The sequence below is a fragment of the Mesorhizobium subarcticum genome (assembly GCF_055456085.1).
The window spans coordinates 5,351,003-5,375,285 of record NZ_CM144237.1 but is presented as its reverse complement, the minus strand read 5'-3'; the positions used below and the strand labels follow the sequence as shown (position 1 = coordinate 5,375,285).

At 60.7% G+C, this 24,283-nt stretch carries 30 protein-coding genes; 14 read left to right on the top strand and 16 right to left on the bottom strand.

Annotated features, from left to right (window positions below):
- Positions 1 to 192: 192 nt before the first annotated feature.
- Complete coding sequence (locus ACZYHG_RS26325; protein WP_464611033.1) at positions 193 to 369, bottom strand: Flp family type IVb pilin; 177 nt, start codon at positions 367 to 369, stop codon at positions 193 to 195.
- 221 nt (positions 370 to 590) lie between these two features.
- Between ACZYHG_RS26325 and ACZYHG_RS26320 the strand changes: the two genes are divergently transcribed.
- A complete protein-coding gene (locus ACZYHG_RS26320) occupies positions 591 to 812 on the top strand; it encodes a DUF768 domain-containing protein (RefSeq protein WP_464611032.1) in 222 nt (73 codons plus the stop codon).
- The gene (locus ACZYHG_RS26315) at positions 809 to 1,030 is read left to right on the top strand and encodes a hypothetical protein (protein WP_464611031.1); all 222 of its coding nucleotides are present in this window, start codon (positions 809 to 811) and stop codon (positions 1,028 to 1,030) included. The genes ACZYHG_RS26320 and ACZYHG_RS26315 overlap by 4 nt, the downstream gene beginning before the upstream one ends.
- 26 nt (positions 1,031 to 1,056) lie before the next feature.
- Here the strand turns inward: ACZYHG_RS26315 and ACZYHG_RS26310 are convergent, their stop codons facing one another.
- Both ACZYHG_RS26310 and ACZYHG_RS26305 read right to left on the bottom strand, forming a co-directional pair.
- Positions 1,057 to 1,245 (bottom strand): hypothetical protein, encoded by a 189-nt coding sequence (locus tag ACZYHG_RS26310; protein ID WP_464611030.1) that lies wholly within the window; start codon positions 1,243 to 1,245, stop codon positions 1,057 to 1,059.
- Complete coding sequence (locus tag ACZYHG_RS26305) at positions 1,242 to 1,934, bottom strand: SOS response-associated peptidase (RefSeq protein WP_464611029.1); 693 nt, start codon at positions 1,932 to 1,934, stop codon at positions 1,242 to 1,244. Before ACZYHG_RS26305 ends, ACZYHG_RS26310 begins: the two co-directional genes overlap by 4 nt.
- Positions 1,935 to 2,100: 166 nt before the next feature.
- On the opposite strand from ACZYHG_RS26305, the gene ACZYHG_RS26300 reads away from it, so the two are divergent.
- Both ACZYHG_RS26300 and ACZYHG_RS26295 read left to right on the top strand, forming a co-directional pair.
- Entirely contained in the window at positions 2,101 to 2,313 is a 213-nt protein-coding gene (locus ACZYHG_RS26300) for a hypothetical protein (protein ID WP_464611028.1), read from the top strand.
- Positions 2,310 to 2,774 (top strand): hypothetical protein, encoded by a 465-nt coding sequence (locus ACZYHG_RS26295; RefSeq protein WP_464611027.1) that lies wholly within the window; start codon positions 2,310 to 2,312, stop codon positions 2,772 to 2,774. Before ACZYHG_RS26300 ends, ACZYHG_RS26295 begins: the two co-directional genes overlap by 4 nt.
- A 38-nt stretch (positions 2,775 to 2,812) precedes the next feature.
- Here the strand turns inward: ACZYHG_RS26295 and ACZYHG_RS26290 are convergent, their stop codons facing one another.
- Positions 2,813 to 3,676 (bottom strand): plasmid partitioning protein RepB C-terminal domain-containing protein, encoded by an 864-nt coding sequence (locus ACZYHG_RS26290; RefSeq protein WP_464611026.1) that lies wholly within the window; start codon positions 3,674 to 3,676, stop codon positions 2,813 to 2,815.
- Positions 3,673 to 5,238: a recombinase family protein gene (locus tag ACZYHG_RS26285; protein ID WP_464611025.1), complete on the bottom strand. Its 1,566-nt coding sequence runs from the start codon at positions 5,236 to 5,238 to the stop codon at positions 3,673 to 3,675. Before ACZYHG_RS26285 ends, ACZYHG_RS26290 begins: the two co-directional genes overlap by 4 nt.
- Positions 5,239 to 5,477: 239 nt before the next feature.
- Between ACZYHG_RS26285 and ACZYHG_RS26280 the strand changes: the two genes are divergently transcribed.
- Positions 5,478 to 5,795, top strand: a complete 318-nt coding sequence (locus tag ACZYHG_RS26280) for a YMGG-like glycine zipper-containing protein (protein ID WP_464611024.1) — start codon at positions 5,478 to 5,480, stop codon at positions 5,793 to 5,795.
- Between the two features lie 166 nt (positions 5,796 to 5,961).
- Here the strand turns inward: ACZYHG_RS26280 and ACZYHG_RS26275 are convergent, their stop codons facing one another.
- Positions 5,962 to 6,321 carry a thermonuclease family protein gene (locus ACZYHG_RS26275; RefSeq protein ID WP_464611023.1) on the bottom strand — a complete coding sequence of 120 codons (360 nt, stop codon included), beginning with the start codon at positions 6,319 to 6,321 and terminating at the stop codon, positions 5,962 to 5,964.
- A gap of 348 nt (positions 6,322 to 6,669) precedes the next feature.
- Complete coding sequence (locus ACZYHG_RS26270) at positions 6,670 to 7,602, bottom strand: lysylphosphatidylglycerol synthase domain-containing protein (protein ID WP_464611022.1); 933 nt, start codon at positions 7,600 to 7,602, stop codon at positions 6,670 to 6,672.
- Between the two features lie 414 nt (positions 7,603 to 8,016).
- Here ACZYHG_RS26270 and ACZYHG_RS26265 point away from each other — a divergent pair, with 414 nt between their 5' ends.
- Positions 8,017 to 9,387 (top strand): Ppx/GppA phosphatase family protein, encoded by a 1,371-nt coding sequence (locus tag ACZYHG_RS26265; RefSeq protein ID WP_464614794.1) that lies wholly within the window; start codon positions 8,017 to 8,019, stop codon positions 9,385 to 9,387.
- Positions 9,388 to 10,185, top strand: a complete 798-nt coding sequence (locus ACZYHG_RS26260; RefSeq protein WP_464611021.1) for an RlmE family RNA methyltransferase — start codon at positions 9,388 to 9,390, stop codon at positions 10,183 to 10,185.
- 116 nt (positions 10,186 to 10,301) lie between these two features.
- On the opposite strand, the gene ACZYHG_RS26255 is transcribed toward ACZYHG_RS26260, so the two are convergent.
- Positions 10,302 to 11,723, bottom strand: coding sequence for an MFS transporter (locus tag ACZYHG_RS26255; protein ID WP_464611020.1), 1,422 nt, complete (start codon positions 11,721 to 11,723; stop codon positions 10,302 to 10,304).
- Between the two features lie 299 nt (positions 11,724 to 12,022).
- Between ACZYHG_RS26255 and guaB the strand changes: the two genes are divergently transcribed.
- Entirely contained in the window at positions 12,023 to 13,525 is a 1,503-nt protein-coding gene (guaB, locus tag ACZYHG_RS26250; protein WP_464611019.1) for an IMP dehydrogenase, read from the top strand.
- A 545-nt stretch (positions 13,526 to 14,070) separates the two neighbouring features.
- Here guaB and ACZYHG_RS26245 read toward each other — a convergent pair.
- A complete protein-coding gene (locus ACZYHG_RS26245; protein ID WP_464611018.1) occupies positions 14,071 to 14,529 on the bottom strand; it encodes a DUF2280 domain-containing protein in 459 nt (152 codons plus the stop codon).
- Between the two features lie 227 nt (positions 14,530 to 14,756).
- On the opposite strand from ACZYHG_RS26245, the gene ACZYHG_RS26240 reads away from it, so the two are divergent.
- Both ACZYHG_RS26240 and ACZYHG_RS26235 read left to right on the top strand, forming a co-directional pair.
- A complete protein-coding gene (locus ACZYHG_RS26240) occupies positions 14,757 to 15,158 on the top strand; it encodes a type II toxin-antitoxin system RelE/ParE family toxin (protein WP_464611017.1) in 402 nt (133 codons plus the stop codon).
- Positions 15,155 to 15,481 (top strand): helix-turn-helix domain-containing protein, encoded by a 327-nt coding sequence (locus tag ACZYHG_RS26235; protein ID WP_464611016.1) that lies wholly within the window; start codon positions 15,155 to 15,157, stop codon positions 15,479 to 15,481. Before ACZYHG_RS26240 ends, ACZYHG_RS26235 begins: the two co-directional genes overlap by 4 nt.
- A gap of 14 nt (positions 15,482 to 15,495) precedes the next feature.
- Here the strand turns inward: ACZYHG_RS26235 and ACZYHG_RS26230 are convergent, their stop codons facing one another.
- The 3 genes from ACZYHG_RS26230 to ACZYHG_RS26220 form a co-directional block, all read right to left on the bottom strand.
- Positions 15,496 to 16,701 (bottom strand): tyrosine-type recombinase/integrase, encoded by a 1,206-nt coding sequence (locus tag ACZYHG_RS26230; protein ID WP_464611015.1) that lies wholly within the window; start codon positions 16,699 to 16,701, stop codon positions 15,496 to 15,498.
- 166 nt (positions 16,702 to 16,867) lie between these two features.
- Positions 16,868 to 17,200, bottom strand: a complete 333-nt coding sequence (locus tag ACZYHG_RS26225) for a hypothetical protein (protein WP_464611014.1) — start codon at positions 17,198 to 17,200, stop codon at positions 16,868 to 16,870.
- Complete coding sequence (locus ACZYHG_RS26220; protein ID WP_464611013.1) at positions 17,197 to 17,370, bottom strand: hypothetical protein; 174 nt, start codon at positions 17,368 to 17,370, stop codon at positions 17,197 to 17,199. Before ACZYHG_RS26220 ends, ACZYHG_RS26225 begins: the two co-directional genes overlap by 4 nt.
- 87 nt (positions 17,371 to 17,457) lie before the next feature.
- Here ACZYHG_RS26220 and ACZYHG_RS26215 point away from each other — a divergent pair, with 87 nt between their 5' ends.
- The 4 genes from ACZYHG_RS26215 (at position 17,458) to ACZYHG_RS26200 (ending at position 19,788) form a co-directional block, all read left to right on the top strand.
- Entirely contained in the window at positions 17,458 to 17,673 is a 216-nt protein-coding gene (locus tag ACZYHG_RS26215; protein WP_464611012.1) for a hypothetical protein, read from the top strand.
- Positions 17,674 to 17,749: 76 nt separating this feature from the next.
- Positions 17,750 to 18,412, top strand: coding sequence for a hypothetical protein (locus tag ACZYHG_RS26210; protein WP_464611011.1), 663 nt, complete (start codon positions 17,750 to 17,752; stop codon positions 18,410 to 18,412).
- Between the two features lie 92 nt (positions 18,413 to 18,504).
- Positions 18,505 to 18,816 carry a hypothetical protein gene (locus tag ACZYHG_RS26205; RefSeq protein WP_464611010.1) on the top strand — a complete coding sequence of 104 codons (312 nt, stop codon included), beginning with the start codon at positions 18,505 to 18,507 and terminating at the stop codon, positions 18,814 to 18,816.
- Positions 18,817 to 19,251: 435 nt separating this feature from the next.
- Positions 19,252 to 19,788 (top strand): hypothetical protein, encoded by a 537-nt coding sequence (locus ACZYHG_RS26200; RefSeq protein WP_464611009.1) that lies wholly within the window; start codon positions 19,252 to 19,254, stop codon positions 19,786 to 19,788.
- A gap of 679 nt (positions 19,789 to 20,467) precedes the next feature.
- Here the strand turns inward: ACZYHG_RS26200 and ACZYHG_RS26195 are convergent.
- The 4 genes from ACZYHG_RS26195 to ACZYHG_RS26180 all read right to left on the bottom strand — a co-directional run bounded on the left by ACZYHG_RS26195 (position 20,468) and on the right by ACZYHG_RS26180 (position 24,234).
- Positions 20,468 to 21,313: a baseplate hub protein gene (locus ACZYHG_RS26195; RefSeq protein ID WP_464611008.1), complete on the bottom strand. Its 846-nt coding sequence runs from the start codon at positions 21,311 to 21,313 to the stop codon at positions 20,468 to 20,470.
- An 18-nt stretch (positions 21,314 to 21,331) separates the two neighbouring features.
- The gene (locus ACZYHG_RS26190; protein WP_464611007.1) at positions 21,332 to 21,634 is read right to left on the bottom strand and encodes a hypothetical protein; all 303 of its coding nucleotides are present in this window, start codon (positions 21,632 to 21,634) and stop codon (positions 21,332 to 21,334) included.
- Entirely contained in the window at positions 21,634 to 23,634 is a 2,001-nt protein-coding gene (locus ACZYHG_RS26185) for a hypothetical protein (protein ID WP_464611006.1), read from the bottom strand. Before ACZYHG_RS26185 ends, ACZYHG_RS26190 begins: the two co-directional genes overlap by 1 nt.
- Before the next feature lie 93 nt (positions 23,635 to 23,727).
- Positions 23,728 to 24,234 (bottom strand): hypothetical protein, encoded by a 507-nt coding sequence (locus tag ACZYHG_RS26180; protein ID WP_464611005.1) that lies wholly within the window; start codon positions 24,232 to 24,234, stop codon positions 23,728 to 23,730.
- Positions 24,235 to 24,283 lie beyond the last annotated feature (49 nt).

Here is a 24,283-nt window from a genome sequence, read left to right as displayed (position 1 = left end):
AAGTGCTTCAAATCATTCAGCAACGTGACACCTCAAACACACTGTGAACAGACGGCGAACAAAGATTGATTCCGCCTACAACGCTGCTAATGTTCGCGTCGGACCCGGATTGGAGTCCGCGACGTTGTGATCGACCGCGAGCACCAATCAATCTCGCAGCTTGAAATGGGGCTTCGGCTTGAATTTCGCTTCTTAGGAGCCGCTGCTGTTGAGCGTCGTGCCGATTTTCGTGAATTTCGCATTGATTGAATTTCCCAGCGCACCCGCGCCGGTGACGATGGCAAGCGCGATGAGGCCGGCGATCAAGCCATACTCGATGGCGGTCGCGCCAGAGTTGTCGCGAATGAAGCGAGCAAGTGCATTTTGCATGTATTAAACCCCTGCCTTATTGTCTAAGAAAACCCTAATATATCGCCGCGCGTTGCAGGTGCGTTAACAACTAAAGTGGGCGATCCGTTAATTTTTACCAGACATTTGAGACCTTTAGCTGGCGCGATCGGCAAGACGATCAAACGGAAGCGGAAGCAGATCAGGCCGCTGTCGCCGCCCCGAGCGCTGGAACCTAACTTTCGCATCGAACTTATCGCCGCATGAGCACACGCGGCACGGACTTCCTGCACCATTGGCTGAGCACCCACGTCCCCGAGACGGTAGACGCCGACATCATCTCGATCGACGACCTGACGAATCGGCTCGTCGCTGACAGCAAAGCCGCCGGCCTCACGCGCGATGACCTCGAGGACGACACCGAGAGCCTTTACCAGACGATCCTTGACGCCATCGTGCACCACGAGCCCGGTTTGCCCGAATGAGCGCTCGCGGCATCAACTTCCTGAACGAATGGCTGGACGGCAATTTGCTCGCAGCCAAGGTCGGCGATCGGATCGCAGCCAGCGACCTCGCGGATCAGATGATGAAGGCCGCCAACGAGGCCGGCATCGGTGCGGACGAGATCAATGAAGAGGTCTTCAGCGTCTTTGAAGTGATCTTCGAAGCGATGCATCATCGCAGTCAAATGACTCGGAGCTAGCGACACACGATCGGACATCAGCGCTCCTAAAGGTATTGCTCTCCATCGGCCTTGTGATCGAAGCAGAACCAGGTCGGCCGCTGGCGCGGCCGCGCAAAACCGAAGCCGGCATGCTGGGCGCATCCTTGATGCGCGCAGAAATGGCCCAGCACCCTGGTGCGGTCTCGCGGAGCCGGCGCCATGCCTTCGGCAAGCTTGATCGGTTCGTCGCTCATAGCGGATTGATCGGCCCGACCAGGGCAGGATGGTCGTTGGGCTCCTTGTTGACGACCGTCGAATTGACCTCGCGGCCGACGCGGTTGAACTGAAGCTGCCCGTCGAGGTCGTGGCCGAGGATGTCCTTGAGGCTATCCGTTGGCGTGGCCGGGTCGAGCCATAAGTCATAATAAGCCTGGTCGAGAATGACCGGTTGCCGATCATGCAAATTCTTCATCGGTTCGCCGGCGGGCTCGGTGATGATGGTGCAACTGGTGACGTCTAGATTCGAATTGTAAGCCCACAGGCCGGCGAACGAGAACGGCGCGTGGTCCGGCTGGTAGATGTGCCAGGGATCCTTCTTTCCGTCGGCCGGCGAGATCGTCCATTCATAGAAGCCGTCAGCCGGTATCAGGCACCGCTTTGATTTGAATGCGTCCCGAAAGGCTGGGGCCGTATCGACGCCTTCAATCCTGGCGTTGAACATGGCCGCCTTGGGCATCTCCTTTGCCCAGAATGGAACGAGCCACCAGCGTCCTTCGCGCAGGCGGTGATTACCGTCGTCGCCGGCGGTCACGAAAGGCACGTCCTGTGTCGGCGCGATGTTGTAGCGCGGCTCGTCGTTGCGGCCGGTCTCGGCCGGCGCCGTCAAGCGATAGAGCCGGTGGATTTCCGACCACGGCAGATATCGGGTGTAGCGACCACACATAGCTTTTTGTCCTGCTACGAAAGCTAGCCAACCGGCGTTTGCCGCATAACGCCACTCATGCGGCTATCCTGCCAGCAGTGAACGAAATGAGAACAAAATAGTCAAGCGGCTCTTGACCGCAGAGGAATATGTTCCTTATTTCAGAAGCCTCTAAGCAGGAAAGCCTATGGGAAAGCGCCAGAACGCGCCGGCCGGCGAAGCCATGTCGGAATTGGAGTTGGCGGCCCAGCAGGCGATCGCCGCGGCCGGCGGCGACGCCGTGGTCGCCTTGCTCCATGTGCTCGCCAGAAATTCCGTGCTCGAGCACGAGTTGGCGCTTTCGCGCGTGGCGGTTTCATCAGGCTTCTCGCGCGGCTGGCACAAGGCGCGGCCAACATGAGCACCCGCCATGAAGACAACTACCGCATCGAGGTTTGGGATAGCGAGGAGGAAAAGACGCTTCTCGAAACCATCAGCCGCTCGTCGGATTTTGCCGTCAGCATGGCTGCCTGGCACGCCGCGATGCGGCGCCGGCCCGGCATGCTGCTGATCCACTACAACAGCCGCCATGTCATGGAGAAGGTTCTGACGCCAGGCGAGGTCAAGCTCCCGCCGCAGACCATCATAGACGGAAGCGTTCACCCCGGACTGGATGTTGCCCTGGGCGATCTGCGCAGCTGGCACGTTCTGCGCGCCCACTGCATCAGCTGCTCGCACCGTGCCGAGGTGAAGCCCGAAGGGCTGATCCGGCGCTATGGCAAAAACGCTCTGTTCAGCACGGTCGAGCGCGCCCTTTTTTGCACGAGTTGCAACAAGGGTGGGCCGGTTCGGATGGAGATACATAGCCTCCCGAGAGGCTGAGGGTGGTGGCCGGGCGCTTGCGACCTGAAGGCGCCACCTCAGAAGACAAAATGCATGCGCCTTGGTCCGGTTTTGACTGGTTGGCTCGGCAAAGCTACCTGACCTGCTGGAATGTCCAGTATCGTTTGGAACCTTGCGAGCTGCTGCGGGAAATCCCGCGCAAGGTGTCTGACCACCCGCGCGTTTTCCATCACCCGGTCGAGATAGAGCCGCGCCGCGATCAACTCCAGCGCCCAGGTGCCACGAAGGCTGGCGCAGAAGAGAAATTCATCGTTCAGCAAATCAAATTCAGCTTCCATGATAGCCAGCTCGTCGGCTGTCACCCCGACAAACTTCTTCCTCGGCCTGTAGGGATCCACCAACTGCGACGCCGGAGTAAGCGTTGCGAGGAGTTGCGCATAGTGGAAGCTCACTCTCTTCAGGGCGATCATGAGCCTTGCCGCTTTGAGCTGCCTTTCCGGAACCATCTTGCGCAAGGACGCGAAGACCTGTGGCGGCACATTCCAATCCTGCAAAAGCTCGATCACCTCGGGAGAAACTCCATTGACCAGCGGCCTTGGCGCGGAACTCTCCGCGAGCAGGTCCAAAGTAGGCCCTTCGGTCAGGGCCTTCGGCACGGAGGCCAGGCATTCGACCGATAGCAGACGACGGTACGATTCCTGTTTGATCGGATGTCGAAATGCCTCGGTGATCGTCTCCACAAGATGCCGAGGGATAATCGCTTCTGCGATCATGTCCCGCGTTCTTTGGCATTCAACCTGATAGGTTTTGCACAGCCAGGGACCGGTGAACCACCTGTTGGGCTCGTGCATCTTTTCCAAAAGCGCAGCGTGCCTTGCGCGGTTATTCTGTAAAAGGCGGTCTGCGGCTTCCAAACCTAAAACCGTGCGGCGCACCGTCATGTTGCACTCCCGACGAACGTTCGCTCGGCCAGCGCAACGAGCGGATCAAGCGATCGGAAAACAAACGCATCCAGCTTCATTCCATTGTTGACATGGAAATCACCCTTGAACCCGACGATTTCATGCATCGGCGCGATCAGGTAATCGCGGATGATCAGATTGCCCGGCTGCATGCGGATCAAGACGAAAATATCCGCCATGGCCTCTCGCACGGCCCTCGAAGACCAGCGGGGATAGGCACAATGCGAAACGCGACACCTGGCGATTGCGAGCGCCACGGTCAACTCGCCATTGATGCGGATGCTCTCCGTTTCAGGGGCCTGGGAAGCGCGGCCGCCTGCCATGTCGATCGCGACGAGCAGGTCTTCCACAACGCGACGGCGGATGCCCCTGAGGCGCCTGTCAATCTCGATGAAATGAGACTTTCTGGGCGGCAGGCAACCGATCAGCTTGTATGCTCCGAGCAGACCTCCGAAATGCGCGCTATAGCGATAGGCCGAAGGGCATTCGGGCGCTGCGTTGATGATGTCGCCCGACAGTTTCCCATGCCGTTCGTAGAGCTTTCGTAGGGCTGCCAGCATCTCGTCATCGCTCATGTGAAGATAGAGCGATTTCAAAATTTGCTGGGCTTTGTCGAATAATTGGCGGCTGATGATAGGCTCAAAGGCGTTGTCCGCCCTGACCCATTGGTCCGGGGAATTGTACGCAACCTTGGTTTTCAGCTTGGTGCAGCGTCTATTCCAGACGTTGTTGCCGATATATTTCTCATTGGTCAGGACGCGGCGCACGCCATGGCTCTTCCAAGGCCTTCCGAAGTCGTTCAGGATCCCCCGATCATTCAGATATTTTGCGATTTGAGGTTCGCTTTTGCGTGACCTGACAAACAGGCGAAAGATCAATCGAACAGTGGCAATCTCGTCCGGTGGCCCCGGTACGATGATCACACGGTCTGTCGAGAAGTTCTTGTGTTCATAGCGGGCGAGGATGAGCTTGGGCTGTCCGGACTGGTCGACCATCAGGCGCCTTAGTCCGAGTCCCTGGATCCCGCCCACGTGGAAGCCCATGCGGGCCATCCTCACCTGGCCCAGAAAGACCCGCTGTGACAACATCCTGCTGTACTCCGCCGCCATGCTGCGCTTTATGGCCTTCAGGACATCGGATCCGACGGTGCCATCGTTCGCGAATTGCTCGGCGCAGAACTCGATCCTCACGCCCGCCAGCTGACATCGATATTCGTAGGAAGCGCTTTCATCGATGCTTTGGAACCGGCCCCATCTGCTCACGTCGTAGACGACGACCGTCTCGTAATCGGCGAGTCCGTGTTCAATGTCGAACAGCAGCTTCTTGAGGCCGGGCCGGCCTTCTATGTGCAGCCCGCTACGGCCGGGGTCTTCATAAGTGGCGACGATGTCGTACCCCATGACCTCGGCATAGCCGCGGATTGCATCCTTCTGATTCTCAAGGGAATAAGTCTGGTGCTCCGTCGACATCCGCACATACTGCGCAGCTCGGATCCTGGGCTTGGGCCGCGAGGCCTTCGAAAGGTCGGGATTTCTGTCCATGGTTGTGATCCCGCACAGTTCTGCGGCTGCCAAGGTACCGACCGTTAGCCTGTCTTTTCGTTACGGTTTCGTCGACAGTTTGTCTCGAATGAGCCGATTCCTTGCATAAGCGGGCATGCGGGGCCATCAACCGCCGAGAAACCATGTCTCATATCGTGAGAGTGCGTGCCCCCGTTCCGCCGCAATGCGGCCGCACGGGACGATTGATAGGGATTTCAGACGTTTAAGGGAGACTTCACATGACCATCCAGAAAGCCATAGGCGCCATATTGATGGTGGCTGCACTCGCCGGCTGCCAGTCACAGACCGAAGGCCAGCAACGGGCCACCACCGGCGCGCTCATCGGCGGCGCCGGCGGCGCACTCGTCGGCCAGGCTATCGGCGGAAACACCAAGAGCACAGTGATCGGCGCTGCGAGCGGCGCACTGCTGGGCGCCGTCGTCGGCTCGGCCACCACCCCCCAGCGTCGCGGCGATGAGATGTGCCGCTACCAGGAGCGCAGCGGCCGCATCTATGTCGCCCCTTGCGACGACCGCTACTACAACGGCAATTATTGATCGCCGGCACGATCAGCCCAAGACGCGTTGGCCACTTGAAAAGTGGCCGGCGCCAAAGGGGTGGGAGCTGTGGGTTTTTGGCGCCGGCCGGCAGACATTCAGGTCCGCCGCCACTCGTATGTCGCCGATTCCCCGGCATGGCGTCATTGCGTGATCGCGGAAGGCGCTAACTGCACCAAGGCCGGCGCTTGCCGGTCCAGCGCCTCGCCAATCCCTCGGAAATCATGATCTTGCCAATGTCGCGACCGTCGACCTCGATCGTCGCCAGTGTGCGGCCATAACGGTCCTTCAGCCTTCCATCCTGCGGATCACCTGGATGAACGGTAACCGGACCGCTATTCAAGAGATCAGCCAGTCGCCGCTTCGCCAGAAGTCCAAGCCGCAACTCGGCGTCGCAATGGAAGTCATGGATCTCCGGAGCATCGATATTGGCGATCCGTATGTGAATACCATCGAGCACGATGGTGTCCCCATCAAGAACGACGGGCCATCCGGACAGCAGCAATGCAGCAAAAACGAACGGCATGGAAACCCTCAATCGCAAGCCAAAGAAGTCCAGAAAAGTTAGACACTTTCAGACCTAAGCCATTGATTTTCAATTGGGCGTTAGACAGGTGCTGGCAGACTAAGTGGTTGATTTTAAACGGATACTTTAGGAGTCAGAGTCCGTGGGTCTACCGTTAACCTATTCCCCAGCAGGCGCGGTCATGGATCGCGCGGGCCGAGCGGCTGAGCCGCTTGAGCGCTGCCTTGTAGCCGCCAGCGGAAAATAGTCAAGCCTGCTTGGCGGTTCAATCGCTCGGTTTTGTCGGTCGGTTTCAGACGCGACGCTTCGCAGTGCTCCCAGGCGCGGACATGAAATCCAATCTCGCACCTAGCTCTCTGTCCGGCTGAACTGCGACCGCTCGAAAAACAGCACCACGCCCAGGCCCAGAAACAGCGGGATGATGAGATAAAACAGCCGGAACACCAGCAGCGCCGCCAGCACGCCGACCGGGGCCATGTCGGATAGCCCGGCCAGGAACACCACCTCGAACACGCCAAGCCCGCCCGGCGCGTGCGAGATCTGGGCGACCGAGAACGAGACCAGGAAGACGCCGAGCACGACGAAATAGCCGGGATTGTTGGCCTCGGGCAGGGCGAAGAAGATGATCGCGGCCGCCGCCAGCAGCTCGATCGGGCCGATCAGCAATTGCCTGACAACGATCGGCAGTGCCGGATAGTGCAATTGAAAGCTGGCGATCTTCAGCGGGCGCAGATGCAACGCGCTGCCGAAAATATAAGCGGCGACGAGGATCAGCATCGCTATGCCGGCCGCCTCCGACAGGCCGTGATGGGCGATGCCGGAAAACCGGTCGATGATCTCAGGCTCGAACACCAGCACGAGGCCGGAGGCGAGGATAGTCGACAGCACGAAGGTGATCCAGCAGATCGCCACCAGCACGCCGACATCCTGGCCGGTCAGCCCCCTGGTGCCATAGGCGCGGTAGCGGATGACGGCGCCGGAGAACACCGAGCCGCCAATATTGTGCGACAGCGCATAGGTGGTGAAGGAGCACAGCGTCACGAACAGCCATGACACCCGCTTGCCGATATGCAGGAGCGCGATGTGGTCGTAGCCGGCGAGCGCGGCATAGGCGATGACGGAACTCACTGCCGCGAGAATCCAGCCCCGGGCTGGGATGGCGGCAAGCCCGTCCCAGACATCGTCCAGCGAAATGCCGCGCAGTTCGTGCCACAGCAGCAGCAGCGAGAAAACCACCGCGGCGATGCCGACGACCGGCCAGAAATAGCGTCTCCAGTTCATTGCCTGACTGCCATGCGTTGCCTGTCCGCTTCCTTTTCTCCTGGTGGTGGGAGACCGGCCGCCCGGATTCTTCCGCTCATTTCAGAAATGCCTCATTGAAGCCGGCTATTCAACCGCGAACACTTGTCGCGCCGCCACCGGCAAGATCCGCCCGCACCGAAAGCGGCGCAAAGGCGCCGGCAAGCGGGCATCGGTTTCGACGGGAGATCGTCTCCGCCAGCACCGCGCTAGCAATCCAGCCTTGCGGGTACATTACGCGACGGGGCGGAAAAGGCGTTTCGCGCCCCGGTCGGCAAAATTCAGATGCGGCTCTTGGTGATCGGGCACAGCGCTGTTACTCTGGCGGCAACTTGAAACATGCCAAAGCGCCTGCTGCGTCCGTCATCGGTTCGCGCGGCGCCGGAAGGAACGACAGTGGAAGACCGCGACACCGGCGCAGGCGCGCCGGAGGTGGGCGCGTCCAGCGCTTCCCTAGGGCCGTCAGGCTCGGGGACAGCCGGTTGGCAGCAACGCCGCCCGACGGAGCCTCGCTCCGCCGACGGGCAGGCGGGCGACGCAACCCATCACCAGAAGGGCAAGCCCAAGAAGCGGCGCAAGCGAAGGCGTGGGCGCAAGGTTTTTGCGCGCGACGAAGCCCCCCAGGACAATCGATCGCCAAGTGACAATCGATCGCCAGGTAAAGCGGCCATTCCGGCTTTGGAGTCGAAGCAGCCGACGGCGCCGGTGATCTCGCCCGTCGCTCCCGCACCACGCCCCGAACAGGGCGCCCGCCGGCCGCCGGCGCACGAGCTTCCTGTCTTCGCGGCGCTCGACCTCGGCACCAACAATTGCCGGCTGCTGGTCGCGGTGCCGACACGACATGGTCAGTTCCGTGTCATCGATGCCTTTTCGCGCATCGTCAGGCTGGGCGAGGGGCTCACCGCCAGTGGCCGGCTTGGCCAGCCGGCGATGGACCGCGCGGTCGAGGCGCTGAAGATCTGCGGCGACAAATTGCGCGGCCGCAAGATCAGGAAGGCCAGGCTGATCGCCACCGAAGCCTGCCGCACAGCCGAAAACGGCGTCGAGTTTCTCGATCGCGTCGAGCGCGAGGCCGGCTTGAAGCTCGAGATCATCGACCGCCAGACCGAAGCGCGGCTGGCGGTGTCCGGCTGCGGCTCGCTGGTCGAGCGCGGCACGCAAGGCGTCGTGCTGTTCGACATCGGCGGCGGCTCCTCCGAAATCGCGCTGATTGACCTCACCGGGCGCCGGTCGCCGCGGCTCGCCAACCACATCGTCTCGTGGACGTCGTTGCCGGTCGGCGTCGTCTCGTTGGCCGAGCGCTTTGGTGGCCGCACGGTGACGCGCGAAATCTTCAACGCAATGGTCGACGATGTCGCCGGCCGGCTGGCCAGCTTCGACGGTCGCGACCGGCTGAGCCACCTCAAGGCCAGCCCCAATTTCCATCTCCTGGGCACTTCTGGAACGGTGACGACACTGGCCGGCGTTCACCTCGATCTCGAGCGCTATGATCGCCGCCGGGTCGACGGGCTGTGGATGGACCGCGACAGCGTCGACCGCATGGTCGAGAGGCTGGTTGGTTGGGACTTTCAGCAGCGCTGCGCCAACCCTTGCATCGGCGCTGATCGCGCCGATCTGGTGCTGGCCGGTTGTGCTATATTGGAAGCGATCCGCGCGGTGTGGCCGTCGGAACGGCTGCGTGTTGCCGACCGTGGCCTGCGCGAAGGCATATTGAGCGAGCTGATGGCCGATGACGGCGTCTGGCGCAATGATGGGCGTGGCCGTTAAATGACCAAGAAACCGGAAAAACCAGGCTCGGCCAGCATTCGCGTGCTGAAGACGCGGATCAAGAAGAAGAGCGGCCTGAAGGAATCGTCGCGCCGCTGGCTGCAGCGCCATATCAACGATCCCTATGTCCAGCGCTCCAAGGCCGACGGCTACCGATCTCGCGCGGCCTACAAGCTGATCGAGATCGACGACAAGCATCATTTGCTGAAACCCGGCATGAAGGTCATCGATCTCGGTGCCGCCCCCGGCGGCTGGTGCCAGGTGGCGGCCGCGCGCACGAAATCGACGGCCGACAAGCCCCACGTTATCGGCATCGACTATCTCGAAATGGATGCTGTGCCCGGCGCACCGGTGTTGTTGATGGATTTCCTCGATCCCGAGGCACCGCAAAAGCTGGCCGAGGCGCTGGGTGGCGATCCCGATGTCGTGCTGTCCGACATGGCGGCACCGACGACCGGCCACAAGCGAACCGACCACATCCGCACCATGCATCTGTGCGAGGTGGCGGCCGATTTCGCGCTGTCCGTATTGAAGCCGGGCGGGCATTTCCTGGCCAAAACCTTCCAGGGCGGCGCCGAAAACGAACTGCTCTCGATGCTCAAGAAGAATTTCCGTTCGGTGCACCACGTCAAGCCGCCGGCGTCACGCGATGAATTTGTCGAGCTTTATCTCCTGGCGAAGGATTTCAAGGGGCGAGAGTCCGGTCCGCCGTCAGGCGGATCGGAACGTCCAGTGGACGTTCCGAAGGACTCGAGCGCCCGGAGCCAAAGCGACGGGCCGGGGGACGACGACAACTGACAAGGCAACTCACCGCCGGTCCGCCTCCAGATGAATCGGAACGTCCAGAGGACTCAAGCGCCCGGAGCCATAGCGAAGGGCCGGAGGACGGCGAGGACTAGCGTCGGGCGGGGTAGTTATTTCCCCGCCGTACTCACCGGTTCCAGCGTCTTGGGTGTGGTCAGCCGGCCATGACCGGACACGGCGTTGCCGGCATCGGGCGCCATCCGCATGAACGACAGCGCCGCAAGCGCCGAAATCGCGGCGACGATGAAGAAGGCGGTATGGAAATCCGCCAGCATCAGCGATCCGCCGTGAATGCTCGTCGACACTTCCAGTATGCCGCCGGCAACCGCGACGCCGAGCGCGATCGACAGTTGCTGGAAGACAGCGGTGATCGGCGTCGCCTTGCTGGTGTCCTCGGACGAAACCTCGGCATAGGAGAGCGCATTGACACCGGTGAAGAACATCGAGCGGATGAAGCCGCCGACCAGAAGCACGGCCAACATCAGCAGATAGGGTGTATCGGGCGTGAAGAAGCCGTTGATGGCGATCGACGCCGCGGCGACCAGGGAACCCACGATCAACACACGGCGAAAACCCGCGACGCGAAAGATCAGGGCGGTGACGAATTTCATGCCGATGGCACCGATTGCCGAGACGAAGGTGATCATGCCGGACTGGAACGGCGTCATCCCGAAGCCGATCTGGAACATCAGCGGCAGCAGGAAGGGCACGGCGCCGATGCCGATGCGAAACAGCGAGCCGCCAAGCACCGAAGAACGGAACACCTGGTTGCGGAACAGTTCGAGCGCCAGCAGCGGGTTTTTGGCGCGGCGCGCATGCATGAGGTAGAGCACGCCCGACACCAGGCCGACGGCCACGGTGATAAGGCCGGTCGCCGGCGGCAGATAGGGCAGGCTGACCACCGACAGGCCGAACACCACGCCGGATGCCGCCAGCCCGCTCAAGACGAAGCCGATGAAATCGAGCGGCGGCGTCTCCATCGATTCGGTCTCCGGCAGGAAACGCGTCGCCAGCCAGATGCCGATCAGGCCGATCGGCACATTGATCAGGAAGATCCAGTGCCAGGTGAAATAGGTGGTGATGAAGCCGCCGATCGGCGGGCCCACCAGCGGCCCGACCAGTGCCGGAACGGTCAGCCAGGACATGGCCGCGACAAGTTCACTTTTCGGTGTCGCGCGCACCAGCACCAGGCGTCCGACCGGCGTCATCATGGCGCCGCCGATGCCTTGCAGGAAGCGTGAAACCACGAAGGCAGGCAGCGAACCGGAAAGGGCGCAGGCGACCGAACCGGCGATGAAGACCCCGATCGCGGCGCGAAAAATGTTCTTGGCGCCGAAGCGGTCGGCCATCCAGCCGCTGATCGGAATGAAGATCGCCAGCGAGACGAGATAAGCGGTCAGCGCCAGCTTGAGCGCGATCGGGCTGGTGTGGATGTCGACGGCGATCGCCGGCAGCGATGTCGCAATGACGGTCGAATCCATGTTTTCCATGAAAAGTGCGACCGCCAGTATGAGCGGGATGGTGCGATTCACGAGTGTGCCCGTTTCAACATTTTTGTCGGCCCAATTCTCGTTCAAAACGGGGGCAAGCCGATACATGGGGGCGGTTATCACGACTGGCCACCAGTGTCGTGTTAATTTGCTGTCACTTTTGTGCGACCGCAACCTCGGGTGGCACAATCAACTGTTCTAAGAGGCCGTTGTGCAACGCAACGATCGGCTTTTCATCGGCGTCGCGACGTGGTACCAGCCAGCGCCAATCCTGAAAGGGAATAACGAGTCGGCGCTGTCCATCACGGTCCAGCGCCTTTCATGCATTCTAAGGACTGGCCATGGCAAAAATCATTGAAACGTCCACCGGCGCTCTGGCGCTGACCTTTGACGACGTGCTGCTGCAGCCGGGTCATTCCGAGGTCATGCCTGGCGAAACCGATGTGCGCACCCGCATTGCCGGCGACATTGACCTCAACGTGCCGATCCTCTCCGCCGCCATGGACACCGTCACCGAGGCGCGTCTTGCGATCGCCATGGCGCAGGCCGGCGGCATCGGCGTCATCCACCGCAATTTCTCGCCGGCCGAACAGGCCGAGCAGGTTCGGCAGGTGAAGAAATTCGAATCCGGCATGGTGATCAATCCGGTTACCATCGGCCCCGATGCCACCCTTGCCGACGCGCTGTCACTGATGCGCACTTATTCGATCTCGGGCATTCCGGTGGTCGAGAATGGCGGCACCGGTGGCCAGAAGATCGGTCGGCTGGTCGGCATCCTGACCAATCGCGACGTGCGCTTTGCCTCTGATCCGGCGCAGAAGGTGTACGAGCTGATGACCCGTGAGAACCTGATCACGGTCAAGGAGAATGTCGACCAGGACGAGGCCAAGCGGCTTCTGCATCAGCACCGCATCGAAAAGCTTGTCGTTGTCGACAAGGCGGGCAACTGCGTCGGCCTGATCACGGTCAAGGACATCGAGAAGTCGCAGCTCAACCCGCACGCCACCAAGGATGCGCAGGGACGCCTGCGCGCGGCCGCCGCCACCAGCGTTGGCGACGACGGCTTCGAGCGCGCTGAGCGCCTCATCGATGCCGGCGTCGACCTTCTGGTGATCGACACCGCTCATGGCCACTCGCAGCGTGTGCTCGATGCCGTCACGCGGGCGAAAAAACTTTCCAATTCTGTCCGCATCCTGGCCGGCAATGTCGCGACCGCCGAGGGCACGCAGGCGCTGATCGACGCCGGCGCCGACGCCGTCAAAGTCGGCATCGGCCCGGGCTCCATCTGCACCACCCGCATCGTTGCCGGCGTTGGCGTGCCGCAGCTTTCGGCCATCATGTCGGCGGTCGAGACGGCGCACAAATCAGGCGTCTCGGTGATTGCCGATGGCGGCATCAAATATTCCGGCGATCTTGCCAAGGCGCTCGCCGCCGGTGCCAGTGCTGCCATGATCGGTTCGCTGCTGGCCGGTACCGACGAAAGTCCGGGCGAGGTCTATCTGCATCAGGGCCGCTCCTTCAAGGCCTATCGCGGCATGGGCTCGGTCGGCGCCATGGCGCGCGGCTCGGCCGATCGCTACTTCCAGGCCGAGGTGCGCGATACGCTGAAACTGGTGCCGGAAGGCATTGAAGGTCAGGTTCCCTACAAAGGACCTGTGTCTGGCGTGCTGCATCAGCTTGCAGGCGGGCTAAAAGCCGCTATGGGTTATGTCGGTGGCCGCGACCTTGCCGATTTCCGCGAACGCGCCACCTTTGTGCGCATATCCAACGCCGGACTTCGTGAAAGCCACGCCCATGACGTCACGATTACCCGCGAAAGCCCGAACTATCCCGGCGGGCTCTGATATCAAAAAATTGTTGTTTTGATTTAGGTAGTTAAGGCGCACCTTGAGCGGCGCCTCAATATGTGTCAGCAGATAGTCAGCGTTTCGATCGAGAAAAGCAGTCTCTAGCGTTTGGACGTGTCCAAACCGAGCATGGATCGCTGATGGCTTGTTGGGTTACGAAACCGAAGCGCGAGCTCGACACTGCGGCGGTATGCCGGCGCTATAGGATCTCCGACGGCGCCCTGGAGCGGAGAATTGACAGCCGCACGTTGGGCTTTCCGCAACCGCACCTCCGCGGCCGGCGTCGGTTTTGGTGGGAGAGCGAACTGGACGCCTTCGATGCCAGGAGCGCCTCGGCGTCACTGGCGTTTCGTCCAGTGAGCGCCCACAACACGGCGGTTCCGTGAAGCATCAGCAAAGGGTCGCCGAGAAACCCAAAGCTACAAAACCTCCCATCGCGACTCGGGGATCACTGGTAAAACTACCAGTGAGCGGCCTTCGAGCGCGCCGCAAGCTTTACAGATTTTACGCTCGCGGGCGCGCGCGGGGGTGAAGCGTTCTCGTTACCCGTTGTCCGACCGGTGCAGATAGGCTGACGGGCCTCTTATAGACCGGGCCTCCGGCCGGCGTTCGTCAGATACAGATCGCGATTGGGAATAGACATCGCCCATTTCCTTGGCTGCCTGCTCCAGCAACCGCAGGAGCAGTTTGCCGTTGCCTACCTCTTCAGCCTTCTCCCCCAAGCGCTGCAGAGTGCGAAGGCGCACAGAACGGTGGCTGACGCCGATGAGTGCGGTTTCCTTGATGAACCTCGCTCGGGCTTCTTCAAAGATCGCCCGCCATTTTGCCGCCAGGTTCTTGCCGGCGCGCTTTGTCGGGTCGAAAAACTCAACGCTCTGGCGGGTGATCTGCTCGCCGAACTCTTTTTTGACGGCCTCGGCGACCTCCGACGGCGAGTCGAAGCATGCGAGCCGTTGGACTGTAAAGGCTTTCGCTGCTTCGGAGAGCTTTGCCGTGGCCATGTGATCTACCGATTCCGTCAGGTAAGGTCAGGCAAAAATAGCATTGTCCGGCCTATTCGGAAAGCCGACGGCTCACTGTCAATGTTGACAGTGACGTCGCCTGTGATCCGATCACAGGTGGCGCCGGCGGCATACGGTCTTAACCGGTGCCGCGAAGGAACGGGTTCTCTTATCCATGCTCACTGGCGGCGTCGCAACTACCGCCTTGTAGTGCCTCACGGTACGGGATGTCCGTACTTTTTGGGTTGACTTTCTACGGAAGTTCCGTAGTTTGGGCCATGCATACAATCGTTGAAACGCCTGCATACCTTTCCGCTGCCCACGCTGCCGGCATGTCCGAAGAGGAGCGGACAGAGGTTGTCCAGATTCTTGGAAGCGATCCTCAGTTCGGCAAGGTGATGAAGGGCACTGGCGGCTGCAGGAAGTTCCGTGTCGGCGGTCGCGGGCATGGAAAAAGTGGCGGCTATCGGATTGTGACCATTTTCGGCGGCGAGGACATTCCTGTGTTCCTCCTGACCATATTCGGCAAGGGCGAGAAGGACAATCTATCGAAGGCTGAGCGCAATGACCTTGCAAAGCTGACGAAGATCCTGGTCGACACCTACGGAAAGAAGGGAAAAACGAAATGAGCAAAAGCGCGTTCAACAAGATCAAGGCCGGCCTCGATGACGCCATCGCTTTCGCTGAGGGCGATACTGACGGGGCCGTTATCCATGTGCCTGAGAGGGTCGACGTCCGCGCGATCCGCAAAGTTCTGCACCTCAACCAAGAGGCGTTCGCATCTCGGTTCGGGTTTGGGCTCGCTCGCCTCCGCGATTGGGAGCAGGGTCGGTCCGCGCCTGATAGCGCGGTGAGAGCATACCTCACCGTCATCGAGAAGGATCCCAAGGCCGTAGAGCGTGCTCTTGGGGCCGCCGAGGAAAACTATGCCGAGGCGCGCCTAGCCGGCTGAGCGCCGCGCCGCCCTCAAGGCTCCTCACGCCCTTCACCGAATACCCTATCGATGACGCTTCGGTCGCGTGCGCCGTGCACATAGGTGGCCATCAGCAGCTGCTTGGACTTCCACCGGCCTTTGTCAGCCGTCGTGGCGACGTCGACACCATGGCGCACGATCATCTCGGTGGCGAAGCTGTGCCGGCCTGGCTGGTGCGTGCCGAGATAGGGGATGCCGGCCTTTTCGCAGGTCTTGCGGATGATCGCATAGATGGACCAACGATGCTGAAAGCCGAAGACACGTTGCCCGTCGATCGACCCGGCCCCGCCTGCGCAATTCTGCGCATGGGCGGCTTCAGCCGCGGCGCGCATGTCGCGTAACTCGAGCACCAGCTCGCTGGTGAGGTCACCCTGGCCGTCGTCACCATTTTTCATTTCGCGGAACGTCACCATCTTGCCATCGAGATCGACGTCGCGCCATTCCAGCCGGATCGCATCGCCGATGCGGGCGCCAGTCTGGAAGAGCATAAGCATCAGCGTTCCGACCTTTGGCACCTCGCAATGGGCCCGGAACGCCTCAAGGTACGATCGATCGACGGCTTGGCGCGGAGGGGTGTCTGGCCGGCGCGCATCGCGATCGCGCTTCATGAACCCCTTGATCTTGACCGGGTGGCACTTCCCGGCGTCGGCGGCGTGGTTGATGATGGCTTTCGCCGGCGTCACCACCTGGCGGTTCCAGGTCGTGTAGACCGCCGTCGGGTAAAGCACCTTCGCGGCTTCCCGCACGCCATCGCCGGTCAAGTCCGAGATCCTGATGTCGGCGAAGTGCTCCAGGATCGGAGCTATGAAGCGCTCGTCTTTACCTGCGTCGAGGTAGAGGTTCACCGCGGCGGCGAACGTGAATAGCGTCTTCGGGTCGGCATGAATGGCCTCCGCCGCGTCGGCCTCACGTCTTATGCGGATCTTGGTGGCTTCGGCTTCGTCAGCCGTGCCTGTGCTTTCATGAACTCGCGACTTGCCGGCCTTGGTGGTGACCGAACCGGTAAGCCACCAGAATCGGCCTCGCTTGTAGATCGTGAGCGGCATGCTGATTTTCCCCATTTGAATAGCTCGTCGAGCTGCTGCGGCGAGATGAGCACCTGCTTGTCGACGTAGTAGCAAAGCCCGGCGTTGATCGCCTTCGCGCGGAGCGTCCTGGAAGACATGCGGATGCCGCGCGCCGTGAAGCGCGCGGACCAATATTCCGGTGGCTGAGCAGCCATGAGAACTTCGGGCTGCAGGGCGGCCGCAGCAACGCGGGCGGCGGCCTCTGGGCCGAGTCCTTCGAGCAAGAGCGCGACGTAGGCCTCGGCCGTCCTGACCGCCTTCTCGGCGATGGTATAGCACTCCCCTAGTACGGGAGTGCTCACGAAGCGCTCCAGCCTTCCAAGTAGGGCAGCGCCTGCTTCATAAGATTGAGCATCACCGGCTCGGCGTCACTGTCCTCGCCGATCTGCAGTGCGAGCCGGAACGCCGCCAAAGCACTCTCCCGCGTTGTCGCTGGCGTGCTCCAGGCAGCCAGGACGTTGTCGGGCCCGTGCAGAAGGCTCTGCATCGCATCACGGTCCTGTTCCTCGCTCAGGTCCTCCGGCAGGTCATCGTAGGCCGCGCCGGCGAAGATGTATTGGTTGATCGCGGCCAGAAGCGGATCGCCTGTCTGGGCAACGAGGGCGGAGTTAGTTGCAGCGGCGGCCATCATGCGTCCTCCAACACGCGCGGCGCCACGGCAGCAGCGCCGAGTGGCAGGCGGGGAAACCGGACTGGAACAACGGCCGGCTCAAGGTCGGCGTCGCGCTCTCCGCGGGCCAGGAAGGCCGCGACGACCGGGTCGCGGGCGATTTGCGAGAGTGTTATACGGAGGTAAGCCATGGTCGAAAATCTCCTTTTCGCTTTGGTCAGGGCCGATCAGGTGTGCGACCACTTGATCGGCTCGCATCTTTATGACACTGTAAAGTCATGAAGTCAATTGATAACGTTAAAAAGTCGAAAATAGGCCGCCCAGCCGTCGACACCGAAGCAGTCACCTTGCGAATGGAACGCTCCGTTCTCGATCGCCTTGACGCCTGGCGCGCTATGCAGCGGCCGATTCCAACAAGGCAGGAGGCGATCAGGGGAATGGTCTCCGCGCATCTTGCCAGCGTGGATATTTTGAAGTCAGCGGACGACATTTAGCGTGCCCGCAGTGTAACCAATTTGGCACCAGCGCACCGATTTGGTGGACGTTCGACTGCGAAAGGGAACTGCCGCGATGATCCGGCTGAACGTGCAAGAAACCGAAATTGACGGCGCTATGCTCGACAATTGGAACGCTCGAATCGATGAAGAACAGCAAAAGTCGCGGGCGGCTGTCAGCGATTTCGTCATAGGGGTCGAGACCGGCGATTTGCGGCGTATCATGTCGACTCTCGGATCGCTCGATTATGGCGAGATCAGCGGTGGTGGTTGGCGCCGCGCCATGATTAAAGTGAGCAGGCTGCGAAACGTGCCTGACACCGTGCGCGCGTTCTGGCTTTCAGTATGGTTGGAGAACGGCGATCATATTCGCCAAGAGACGGGCAATGATCACGCCCTGGCGGGTGGGTTGCGCGCTCTGCTGCCTCCGTACACCGGGCCCGCGGTTCGCCTCTACCGGGGCGACAGCGCGTGGAATAGACGGCGCCGCACCTATGGTTTGTCGTGGTCGTCCGACAAGGTTGTGGCCGAAAGCTTCGCCCTTGGTGACATCTGGCGCTCCCACCAAGGCGGTAGCGTCCTTCTTGAGACGCTTGCACCTCCCGAATCTATCATTTGTGCGTCCGATGACTTCGGGGAATCGGAATACCTGGTCGATCGCCGTCTGCTGCGTGGCGTCACAGTCCTCTCGCGCCACGCGTACCTCGCCATTGGCCGGGATCGGACAGGCAACGTGTAACCAATTTGGCACCATTGGTGCCATTCTGGCTCGTCTTGCGCGCCTGCTTGCGTTGCGCGATTGTGACCTCTCCGGATGGGGGGATCTAATCTATGTGGAAATATCTGTTGCTGGCACTGCTTGCGGCATCGCCGGCCAAAGCCGAGGACGAAACCGTCAACAATGCTTTTCGGCTTTGCAAGGCGATCGACAGCATGGAGCTCGCCAGCGCGCGCTGCTCGGTGAGCGGCTGGAGCTCGTCGGTGACCACCACCATTGACATGAACAGCGAAGCAGCGCGCGAGCTGTGCGGCAAGATCGCTGGCATGGTGCACCAGAATGGCATGAGTTTCAGGAGCGGATGGACACTCCAAATCGTCTCGCCCTACAGCAATGGCAACAGCATCGCCTACTGTAATTTGTGAGCTAAGCCGCCGCCGGCCGCCTTTCGATCAGGTTATTGTGGGATTTTCCCACAATAAGAGCGACGTGCTCAATCCCAGAAATTCTGGGATTAAACTCAGGCCGGCGTCGAGATCACTATCGGAAAATCCGACAGTGAAATTTCCGTTCCTAAGCGGGAACGGTTTTGCGGACCCCTCCGGAATCCAGGCGTAATCTCTTCCGGAATGCCGCCCCGGAGGGTATTTGGAAAGACTTCGCAACGGCGGTCGCAGATTGGTCGAAGTGGGGGTCTATCCAGTTTTGGATATACCCCGCGCCGTAAATGGCGGTGCCGTGGCGACTTCTTCGCGACATTCGGAATAGGCTTCTGCGCGAATGCCATTCTCTATCCGTTCACGGTGACATTGACAGAGGTTCGCGCAAAGTTTGATCCGTTAACTGCGGAGCAGAAAACGGTGGGTCTCTTCGATTTCTTCAAAAGAGGACGCGTTCCAACGGTCGAGTTCGATCGTTCGAAAGTCACCCAGGCCGTCCGAGCCGACCTCAGGAAAAACGTCGGTGAATTGAGTGATGTCGATCGGCGGCACGCTGGGGCGCTCTATGAAGCGGCGCTCGCCTCTATCGTCAGGGGGCGCGACCTTGGTGCCCTTACCTCGGCCATCGTCAACATGGACATCCCAGGAATGTCACGACTCCGGGCCGGGCAAATTGCACTCTCTTTGAACAGCAAAGCGACGGCGCTCATGGATCGCGATACCCTGATCGCGCTCGGTATAATTCACGCAATCTGGCTACACTCTGGCGCTCCGTGCGGCCTTTCCCGGGAAGGATCGCAGAACTATGACGCAATCCTTGCAGCCTCGCATAAGGCGGCGTCTGGCGCGAAATATGAGGTTCGAAAGGGCCTTTTGATAGATGGGAAACGTCAATGGCCCGGACGCGAAGATGGCTGCAAATGTGTCGGCAAGCCGGTTATCAAGGGGTTTTCGTAGGCGAAAAGTGAAAATGCAAAGCATCAAACTGGATGCCGTGCTCTCGCCAGTTAAGTCATTGTTTTTTATCGGTCGAAAATTAGTCAGGCCCAAGCTCGGCTCGGAAAGAGGGTTCCGAGTTCGTCGCCCACGTGGCTATGATTCTCAATATGCCCCCACAGGGCACATTCAGTCCCTTTCGAGCCGATTGAGCGAGCGAACGTCAGCCCTCCCTTCCCCTTGGTGGCCGTGTAAATACGCCCCACACAGGCGTACTTGGACTTGGGCGTAGGCGATGCCGATCTGCCAGTGAGCAAACGTCTCACCGCCGAGACCGCGACCGCCGCGTTTTGGCTTATAGATGTGCCCCACGGGCACATCCAAATTCATAGCGACTGCCTCAATGAAGGGGGCGCCTGAAGGTGCCGCCGCTCGTCCTTCCAGGCGTCGCCTTTTGTAAATGTGCCCGTGGGGACACATTTAAATTCATCGCCACCGCTTCGATGAAGGGAGCGCCTTCCTTGCGTGCCCAATTCGCTGGCCGTTCCTCTGCCGCCGCGTTTCGTTTGGATATGGGCATGACCCATATTTGAACCAGCGGCGATCTCGACGCGCGGCAAAGGCGGTGCAACTTTCGCTCATTTGGCGGGTCGGTCTTAAGGGCGAAGTGGGAAAATCCCACTTCGGTCTAGTCCATGCTTCAGAGGGAGATGCACTCAAGCAGCATTTCCCATTTGCCGTTCGGCATCATCGATTCCAACTGAAAATCCATGCGGTTGACCTGCCACGTCCCGCACGCCGGCGAGAGGTCGCTCTTTATCTGGACCTTGCCCCAAAACTTGACGGCAGGATTGTAGAGTACCCGCGCTATGACCTGGGCCTCTTGGAACAGGGGATACGCTATCAGGCCCGTTTCCGGTGAAACCAGGACCGCATCGCCATCCCGCGCCTTGCCATGCGCCATGATCACCATCGTTCTTCGATCAATTGTGACACCGAAGCCGCCGTCTTGGGCGATTGCAAGGGCTTGCGTCCAGGCCGTGCCCGGATAGTACGGGTTCGAGAGCTTGACGTTCACGCCGGCATTCTCGAACGCAAATCCCATTTGGTCCGCCAGGTTTTTCATCATCTGGGCGGCATCGCCCGAGCCCTTGATGCTCAACGGCGTGACGGGCTTCACGGCGGCAAAATAGGATGGCGTCGAGCTCACCCGAAAACACGCGCCGGGCATCGCCTGGGCGTCAACGAAGGCGTAATTTATGTCGCCGGCATAGACCATGCTTAGGCCGCTCTCGGCGTCGCCGGCGAGCACGGTGATGTGGTTCTCGAACCGCTGGTTGATCTTTGTGCCGACCGTGGACAACTGATTCATCACCGAGAGCGGCATGCCCCAGATCGCGATTTCCGCCTGTCCCGAGCCATTCCCCGCGTTGACGACGTTGCACGATACGCGAAGTCCGGAGACCTCGGCGACATTGCCGCCGCCTTCAAATTGGCCGTTCGCCATCTCGAATTTGACGGTAATGAGCTTCTGCGTGAATGCCATTTCTTGCTCCCGCCCTCGTCAGTTCGACCATGTGGTGTCGAGGGGTTGATGCATCCCCAGCACGATCTTGCGCGCGCTCTCAAGTTGCTCAATCGTCATTGGATTGCCGATCGGCTCGCCTGTGACGCGGTTGTGGCATTGAGCAGCCGCGGTGCAAATGAGGATGAGATCAGCCGCCGAAAGGTCCGGCGGCTCATGAAAGAAACCGGCAAAGCCCCCCTCGACGGCCTTCGCCCAGATCCAAAGATCCTGGCTGTCGAACTTTTCAGCGGCCTCGCGAATGAAGAGAGTTAGCGGACTGGTATCGATTTCTGAAGCCATCACGCCAATCCGATATCTGACTGGTCAGAGAAAAGCCGCCGTCGCAGGGAGTTGCTGATGTCCGCTGCGATGCCGTTCGCATCGATCGCCTGGCTGTGGACCTCGACCTTGCCGATATGAGCCTCGACCGAGCTATTGGACGTCGTGGCATTGTGCGTGCTCGATATGCTGGACAGCGCAGCCGCCTTGGCACCTGTGAGCAACGCAGTTGGCGAGAGTCCGGGACGCCATCCTTCATGCCGCTGCATGGCGTCGAGCAGCCTGGCGCGCTGCTGCGGCGTGTATGCCGACATGCGCGTTCCCGAATCGCCGCCCATAGCCTTGATGTAGGCAGGCACATTATTTTCGGTTCCAGGCGCCCACCTCCCGATCGCTTGGCCGAGCGTGAGATTACGATAGCCAGGGCTGTCGAACAGCAGCGCCTCCTGGGCCTTCCGGCCGGTGTCATAGGAAGGGAAGATTGCGAAGCGACCGTCCGATCCTGTCGCACCATGGGCGCGAGCAAAGGGGCTGTATTCGACGTTGCCGGGGTTGTTGTTGCGCCAGGACCGGGAGCCGCCTTTGCGCGGCCCTGCCAAGGCGCCAACGTCGCCGCCGGCGGCGCCAGCCAGACCGCCGGTGCTGCCACCACCACCAAATGCTCTGCCGATGCCGCTGACAATGCTGCTCCAGAGGCCGCCGATGCCGCCGCCACTGTCCTGGCCGGGTCGGCGATGGTTTTGATTTTGCGGACCGCTGCCATCATAGTGTTTCATCCCTGTGATGGCGTCGATATCCCGGTCGGTATAATAAACGCCTTGCCCTTGCGGCGTGTCGCCCGACAGCGTGAGCATGGCAAGCCAGGGCGATAGCCTGCCCAGAAGGGCCGCCATGCCGGCGAGTAAACCTCCCCCTGCCGCACTGCCTGCACCGCCTACACCGGCTGCACCTGCTATCAAGCCGTAGGCAGCGGCCATCTTGTACATGTTGGCGAGCGCGCTGGTGAACTTGCTTCCAATCCAAAGGCCGAGCAGAATATCAGTCGCATTGTTGACGCCGCCGACCGCATTGACGGCCGTGGCGAGATAACCGAAGGCGGTTTTGGCTATCCCGGCTAGATGCTCCACGAAGCCGACGATGATCGGCCAGTGGCTGCTTACGAAATCGTAGACGGCCTTGAATGCATTTCCGATGCCGGTCCTGATCCACTCCTGGTTCGTGTCGACCCATTTCGACGTCTTGTCGATGATATCGAGGATGGCCGGCCCGACCTTCTCCAGGATAGCATTGCCAAGCGCTATCGCCTGCTGGGTCAACCCAACCCAGCTTTTCTGAAGCTTCTCCGACACGACGATGGCGGCATTGCTTGGATCCCGGTTGCTGATGGACTTGAGGAACGCATCGTAGCCGTTCTTCATATCCTTCAATCCGGCCTCGGTGGCCGGGTCGACGCCGAGATCCTGCGCCAGTTTGTGCGCCGTCGAAGGGTCAGTCTTTTGCAATTCCCTCAATGCATCGAGCGTCGTGGTGACGTAATTATTGATCCCGTGTTTCGTATCGATCTGCATGCCGGTCCATGCATGGAGCCTCGCCAATGAATCATTGTAGCCGCCGTGGGTGATGTCATAGAGCCCCTTGTTCATGCGCTCGAGCATGCCCGCTGCCCCTTCGGCAGACCCCCCGAACAGTTCCGCAGCGTGCTGCATCTCCGACAGGCGCTGCGGTGTTACACCGAGGTTCGAAGCAAAGCGGCCGAGCGCTGCGTCGGCATTGACGAGCGTGCTGGCGAAGTCGCTCAGCGCCCGCGAGCCGGTGAGCACGGCGAACAGTTCGAGCACCCGCCGGGTGATCAGGTTGACCGTTTCAGCAGCCCGCTTCGAGCTTTCCTCGACCTGCTTGCCGCCCTTTTGGAAGCCGACAACGGTCTTGAGCCAGGTCTCGGAGGTCTTTTTCTGCTGGTCGTTGAAATTCTTCGGGTCCAAGCCGAGTGTCACAATCAGGCTGTCAATTACGGTTGGCATCCTCGTCCCTCTTCCGCATCAGCATCATGTTGTGAGCATCGACCATCGCGACCTCGAGGAGGTCATGGACGTCCTCGATCGACAGCCACTCGTCTAGTTCCCTGTAAGAGGCGTTGCCCTTTGAGAGAACTTGACCGATTGCCCGGGAGACGTTTCCGTATTCGAGGAGTCGGACTCCGGTGACGGCGAGGTCGATGTCAATTTCGACGGCTCGCCTTTGGTAAAAAAACCGACGTGAAGGTTGATCACCTCCTGCCGCAACTGGATCAGCGTCGCGATCTCCTCGACGTCGCCCTCGATCAGCGGACGCTGGATGGCGGGATTGCGGGGATCGGGCTTGATCATCACGCATCCCATCATCTCGTCGAGCAGCGGCTCGGCCTCATCGAAGGCAATCTTGGTGAGCGCACGAATGCCGATGACGAAGACGCCCTGCATGCCCAGGCTCGCGAAATCGTCGGGAAGCTCGACGCCGGATCGCGCCACGGCGAGGAGCGCGCGCATTGCCCATTTCTCCGCCCGCGTCGCTGGCATTTCCGTGATGTGGAACGTCTTGTCCATGTCACGATCGTAGATCGTGATGTCGATCTCTTTACGCAATTTGCCTATCCTCTATGACAGTGTGACTTTGGCGGCGCACTCCGAAAGG